Annotated in this window: 4 protein-coding genes; all 4 read right to left on the bottom strand. The window is 52.6% G+C overall.

Annotated elements, in window-relative coordinates; all coding sequences use genetic code 11:
* The coding region (locus WMO44_RS15160) for a MutS N-terminal domain-containing protein (RefSeq protein ID WP_494337432.1) at window positions 1–3,215 on the bottom strand (3,215 nt) is incomplete at its 3' end.
* Between the two features lie 119 nt (window positions 3,216–3,334).
* Window positions 3,335–3,580, bottom strand: coding sequence for a CPCC family cysteine-rich protein (locus tag WMO44_RS14315; RefSeq protein ID WP_097779474.1), 246 nt, complete (start codon window positions 3,578–3,580; stop codon window positions 3,335–3,337).
* 29 nt (window positions 3,581–3,609) lie between these two features.
* Window positions 3,610–4,044, bottom strand: a complete 435-nt coding sequence (locus WMO44_RS14310) for a hypothetical protein (RefSeq protein ID WP_015536782.1) — start codon at window positions 4,042–4,044, stop codon at window positions 3,610–3,612.
* Between the two features lie 65 nt (window positions 4,045–4,109).
* A partial coding sequence (locus WMO44_RS14305; protein WP_349152981.1) for a hypothetical protein occupies window positions 4,110–5,018 on the bottom strand: 909 nt, incomplete at its 5' end.

Raw genomic sequence — 5,018 nt, 5'->3', positions numbered from 1 at the left:
TCAAAGCCAGCAACCGTAATGTCGGCCTGTGGATATAGTTTTTGGGCGATGCGTCCGGTGATGGAATCCAGTTCCACACCATACAGACGGCTGTCAGCCATGCCAGAGGGCAGCATACCGAAAAAGTTGCCAATACCCATGGAAGGCTCCAAGATATTTCCAGACTGGAAGCCCATCTTTTCCACAGCATCATAGATGGCGCGAATTACCACCGGAGAGGTATAGTGGGCATTCAGAGTGGAAGCGCGGGCGGCGGCATACTCCTCTTCGGTGAGCAGCCCTTTCAGTTCGGCGTACTCTTTTGCCCAACTATCTTTGCTGGGGTCAAAGGCATCTGCCAAACCGCCCCAGCCCACATATTGCGAAAGCACCTGCTGCTCCTCGGCGGTGGCACCACGATGCTCCTGCTCTAGCTTAAACAGGGTTCGGATAGCTTCGATGTTCCGGGCATATTTCTGCTTTGCACCACCCTCGCCCAGATTGTAGTCCGTGATGTGGAAGTTCCCGGCAGGCTCCGGCACAGGTTCAGCATTCAGGGCTTCATCCAAGGCGGCGGCATCCGGGAAGGTCTGCACCTCTCCGTCCATCACGGCAGAGATGGGCAGTTCGTCCAGTTCCTCGTCAGAGAGTTGCGGCTCAACTTGCCGCAGCCCGTCCTCGAATTGTTGCTTATTGATAACTTCGTTATCCCACGACTGCCCGTGTGCACTGGTGTCGATGCGAACGTCGGTTTCACCCACATAGCCGATTTTTCCTTCGATGGTTCGGGTAGGAAGGTCAACGATAACATTGTCACCGACCTTGTAATCGGGTAGGGGGTGTTCCATCACTTCCTGTTCCTGCTCGTACAACTCCCGGACAAGAGCCAGCGGCTCCTCCCGGAAAATTGGCATCCGCAGTTCTGCCAGTGCCACATCCTGCAAGGTTACGCTGTCCTTATCGAAATTGACGTTATCCACCCGGAAGGCGCGCCCCTCCATGTGGACGGTTGCACCCAGCGGCAGATAATCCTCCCGGCGCAGGTACTTCGTCTGGTGGTGGGTGCCGTCCTCGTTCAGCCCGGCAAGGTAGACGTTCTCGCCGCACTGCCACAGCTGCTTGGCACGGTACACCCACTGGTCGCTGGGGAAGCCGGTGACAGGAACGGTGCCCAGTGCTGTTTCTTTTTCCAGAAGTTTGCCGCCCAGAAGTTCGCAGATTTTCTGGGCATCCTCGCCGTAAAACTCAAACTGTCCGTTCTGTTCAAAGCCCACCAACGCATCCGGGTGCTGCTCCTTCAGGGCGTTGTACTCGGTGGCGGCATCCAGAGGCAGCAGTGCCGGGCGTTCCTCCGCCTTGTTGTGATAATGCTCCAATTCCTCATCTGTGACGCTGACGAGTTCGGAGAAATCCAGAGCTTCCAGTTCGGTTTCGACCAGTTCCTCCAGACTTTCGTACTGCCGCTCGTCTATCAGTACCTCGCCCAGATACCGTTCCACACGGTATCCCACCAAATCTATGTTGACCTGAATAGGAATATCTTCATCGGTGGCGTGGGTGTAGGCAATGCCGATTTTAGCGAGATTGGAAAAGTCCGGCTCGGAATCGTATTCCTCCAAGCAAAACTCCCGGATCAGGTTTTTGGCATGGATCAGGGTGGAATCTGGCTTTGCGCTGACAGGCGCAGGGGGCGTGTAATGCTCCTTCTCCTTGTCCGTCAGGTAGCGGTCGGACTGGATCATCAGGTCGATATACTGTTCCACCTGCGTCCATTTCAGGGTGATTTTCTGGTGGTCAGGATAATGGTCAAATTCCAGCCCCTTCCAGTCGTGGTTGACAAACCCTCTGCTTCCGTCCAGAAAATCGTGGGAGTGCCCACCGATACCGTATTCCTTTGCCAGCGCCTTGGCACGAAGTTTGCGGTCAGGCTGGGTCTGGTACAGTGCCATAATGCGCTGCTTACCGCCAGCAAATCCCGAACCGTGCTTACGCAATTCGTTTTCGATTTCAGCCTGCGACAAAACAAAAGCGGAGGGCAATTTTTCGCTCTCCGCTTGGTCGATTTTTCCAATTTGTTCAGCTTCGGTAGGGATGTGGGCATCGAAGAAACTTAGCTGTAGATCAGCTCCGTCAGCACCAGTTCCTCGGCTTGCGCTTTCAGGCTGTTCATGTGCTGCACCCACGCCATCTGATTCTGCTCCTTGTCCGGGGCCGGGTTCTGCTTCAGCAACTGCTCCATGCTCTGCTGCATCCGGCTCTCTGCCGTCTGCTCCACCTCCATCAGGTGCGGGTATAGGCTCCCGTTCAGGAGCATCGTGTTGTACAGCACCGGGCGATGGTTCATCAGGTACGTCCGGCGCAGCCTGCCGTACTTGCCCAGCGGCTTCCGGGGCTGGTTCAGGGTCAGGTTCGGGAGCTGGTAGTCCCCGACGGTCGAGTAGGTCACGTTCCTGCTGTTCGTATTCATATTGGCTCCTTTCTGCATTGCGGCGGCGAATGTTTTTTTTTACGGTGCGCTCGATGTTCCGCAGCACCTCCCGGCTCATGTCGCTGACGGCTGCGCCGAGGGCGTAGACGCTATCCGGGGTTGAGAAATTGTAGATTGCCTGAAAATCGTCCTTGTCGAACCAGCCTGTCGGCTCATAACCACAACGTTCCAGCAGCGTGTAGGTGACGCTGATGGCGGCAGCGGACTTGAACTGCATCTCCACCCCGGCTTCATCATAATCCATCAGAAGCGAACCGTCAACGATGGCGAGAATGTCACCACTGTTGTTGTCCCAGTAATCTGCCACCAGTTTCCCGGCAACATCCGCAAGCTGCTGGCTGACACGCTCTCCGCTGATGCCGTAGGTGGCGGCGAGCATTTCTGAAACCGGCTGCACCAAATCGGGACCGAGCTGCCACACCTCCGGGTCACGGGAATTGCGGCGCACCCCGGTGTCCGACACATCGAAAACGTAGTGCAGGCGCGGGAATCCGCTGGATTCGTCCAGCAAGGCGATGCCCTTAGAGCCACGCCTGACATAGCGGTTCATCCGGTTGCGCCAAATGTCAAATTCGGCGCAGGCGGTGGCATCGGGCCGCTGAGCGTAGATCATAAGCTGGTCGGCAAAGGGGTACTTGTACAGCCGGGATGCGGTGGTCAGGTAATCCGTCCAGCTTTCCCAGTACCGGGTCAAGCCGTTTGCCGTGCGCTGGGCAAGGGCAAGGTATTCTTCGGTTTTGCTTGGCATTTTGGCCTCCTTCTTCAGATTTTAGGGTATAAAAATAGCGGGCAACCGTTTTTGGGTTGCCCGCCAAGGGTATATAATAATTGGGTTATCGTCGACTTTGAAGTTTTGATGATGAATGTCTATTTTTCATCGCTTTCGGGCGGACGAACATAACGTAACATTTTTCTTTCACAGGCACCAAATTCCAAATAGTTGTTTTTTGCCTCGTTTAGAGTTATTCCATGATTCAAGTCACTGGGGTCGCTATCAGAAGTAATAAACGGGTCATTCTCCCAAAAGCAAACTGGGCAAATGTACCCACAATCTTCCTTTGGTGGAACATTATAAGTAAAACATTCGCAGCATGGACATTGATACTTTTTCAAATAGATGCACCCCCGCAAGCACCGACTTGTCAATTTGTATATGGCTCTGTGTCTTTTCCGTCGTATACAATTACTTTAATGTTGGTGGCTGCATCAACATCCGCATGAATACCTACGGTATATTCTTTGTCCGTAACATTCGCAAAAGAGTAGCAGCCTCCCGCAGAAATATTGCCAGATACGATTTCCTGTTCGCCTTCGCAGAGCAAATGCACCACAATTTCAAAATCATTCCTATTCTGAATCGTCAGTGTGCCCGTTTTGGATGAAACCTTTACATTAGAATAAGTGATTACATATTGGGCAGATGTTGATTTTTCTGTACAAGACACAGAGCAATCCCATTGGATTGCAGCCTTCGCCTTTCTGTAGGATTCCGAAGATCTATACGCCGAAATTATAATGATTGCGGCTACGGCAAAGACGCTCACGATAATGAACACTATTGGTGCTTTTTTCTTCATAGTCTTTATCTCCAAAATTTCCAATTCATTGAGTTGAGCATATTACATACGCGAACACTCCAAACCTACAGCTCAGTTTCCACCGCAAGCTGCTCCTGCTTCTCTTTTTCATCAGCGATTTGGACATCAACATCTTCGCGCATCTTTTTCAGAAGTGCAAGGACTCGCTTGATTTGGCTCTTGGTGTTTTCCACTCTGCTCTGCGCCTGATTGATGTGATCCAGAACTGCCCAGTCTGCAAAGAGGCCATCAAAGAAGAAATCTGCGAATTTCAAAAAACTGTCTACCGCAACCTGAAGGTCTGCGGTGATCTCAACATCGGCAAGCTCAGTTTTGAACCGCCGCAGTTCCACTTGAAGCTGTTCCACCTGCTCCTGTGCATTGTCCAGTTCCTCATACTTGGCAAGATCAGCCATCAAACCGCCGCCCATTACGTCCCATGTACTCCAGCCCTCGGCATTATCCAGCGTTTCCAGAACTTCATTGACCGTGTGCAAGGCGGTCTTTCCGGCGTTGATGGCTTCCAGCAGCTCCCGCTTTTGGACTTTCAGTGCGGCAATGCGGCTTTCGCTTTCCACAATCTGCTGTGCGGCAGGGTGGGCAGAGACTTTGATGCTTTTGATTTTTTCGGAAAGAGCAGCTTGATACTGCCTTTCGCAATCGGACAGCCGTTCCAGTCTATTTTGAATCTGCTCCAAGTCGGCATCAACGGAAGAAAGGTCATGGAAAGCAGCATCGTACTTGACACGGGCTGCATAGGCTTCCTGCCGTTCCTTGTCCAGCTTTTCGTCCATTTTTCCAATCACTTGATAGAAAAATGCGGCAAGGCTGTGTCCCTCCAGACGGTCCACGTCAGCCTGCTCTGCCAGCTTGGATTTTTCCAGCTTTTTCAGGCGGTCAGCAAGCGTATCTCTCTGGGCGGTCAGTTCTTTCTGTTTTGCTTCGCAGCTTTTCTTTTCAGCGACCTGCTGCCA

The sequence above is a fragment of the Faecalibacterium tardum genome, from assembly GCF_040096515.1.
Lineage (GTDB): Bacteria > Bacillota > Clostridia > Oscillospirales > Ruminococcaceae > Faecalibacterium > Faecalibacterium tardum.
Note: the sequence above shows the minus strand (reverse complement) of the source record. Positions and strands in the feature narration are given on the sequence as shown.

Coding starts and splice junctions, on each gene's coding strand:
- WMO44_RS14310 (WP_015536782.1), bottom strand. CDS start 4,044: ATGAAGAAAAAAGCACCAATAGTGTTCATTATCGTGAGCGTCTTTGCC.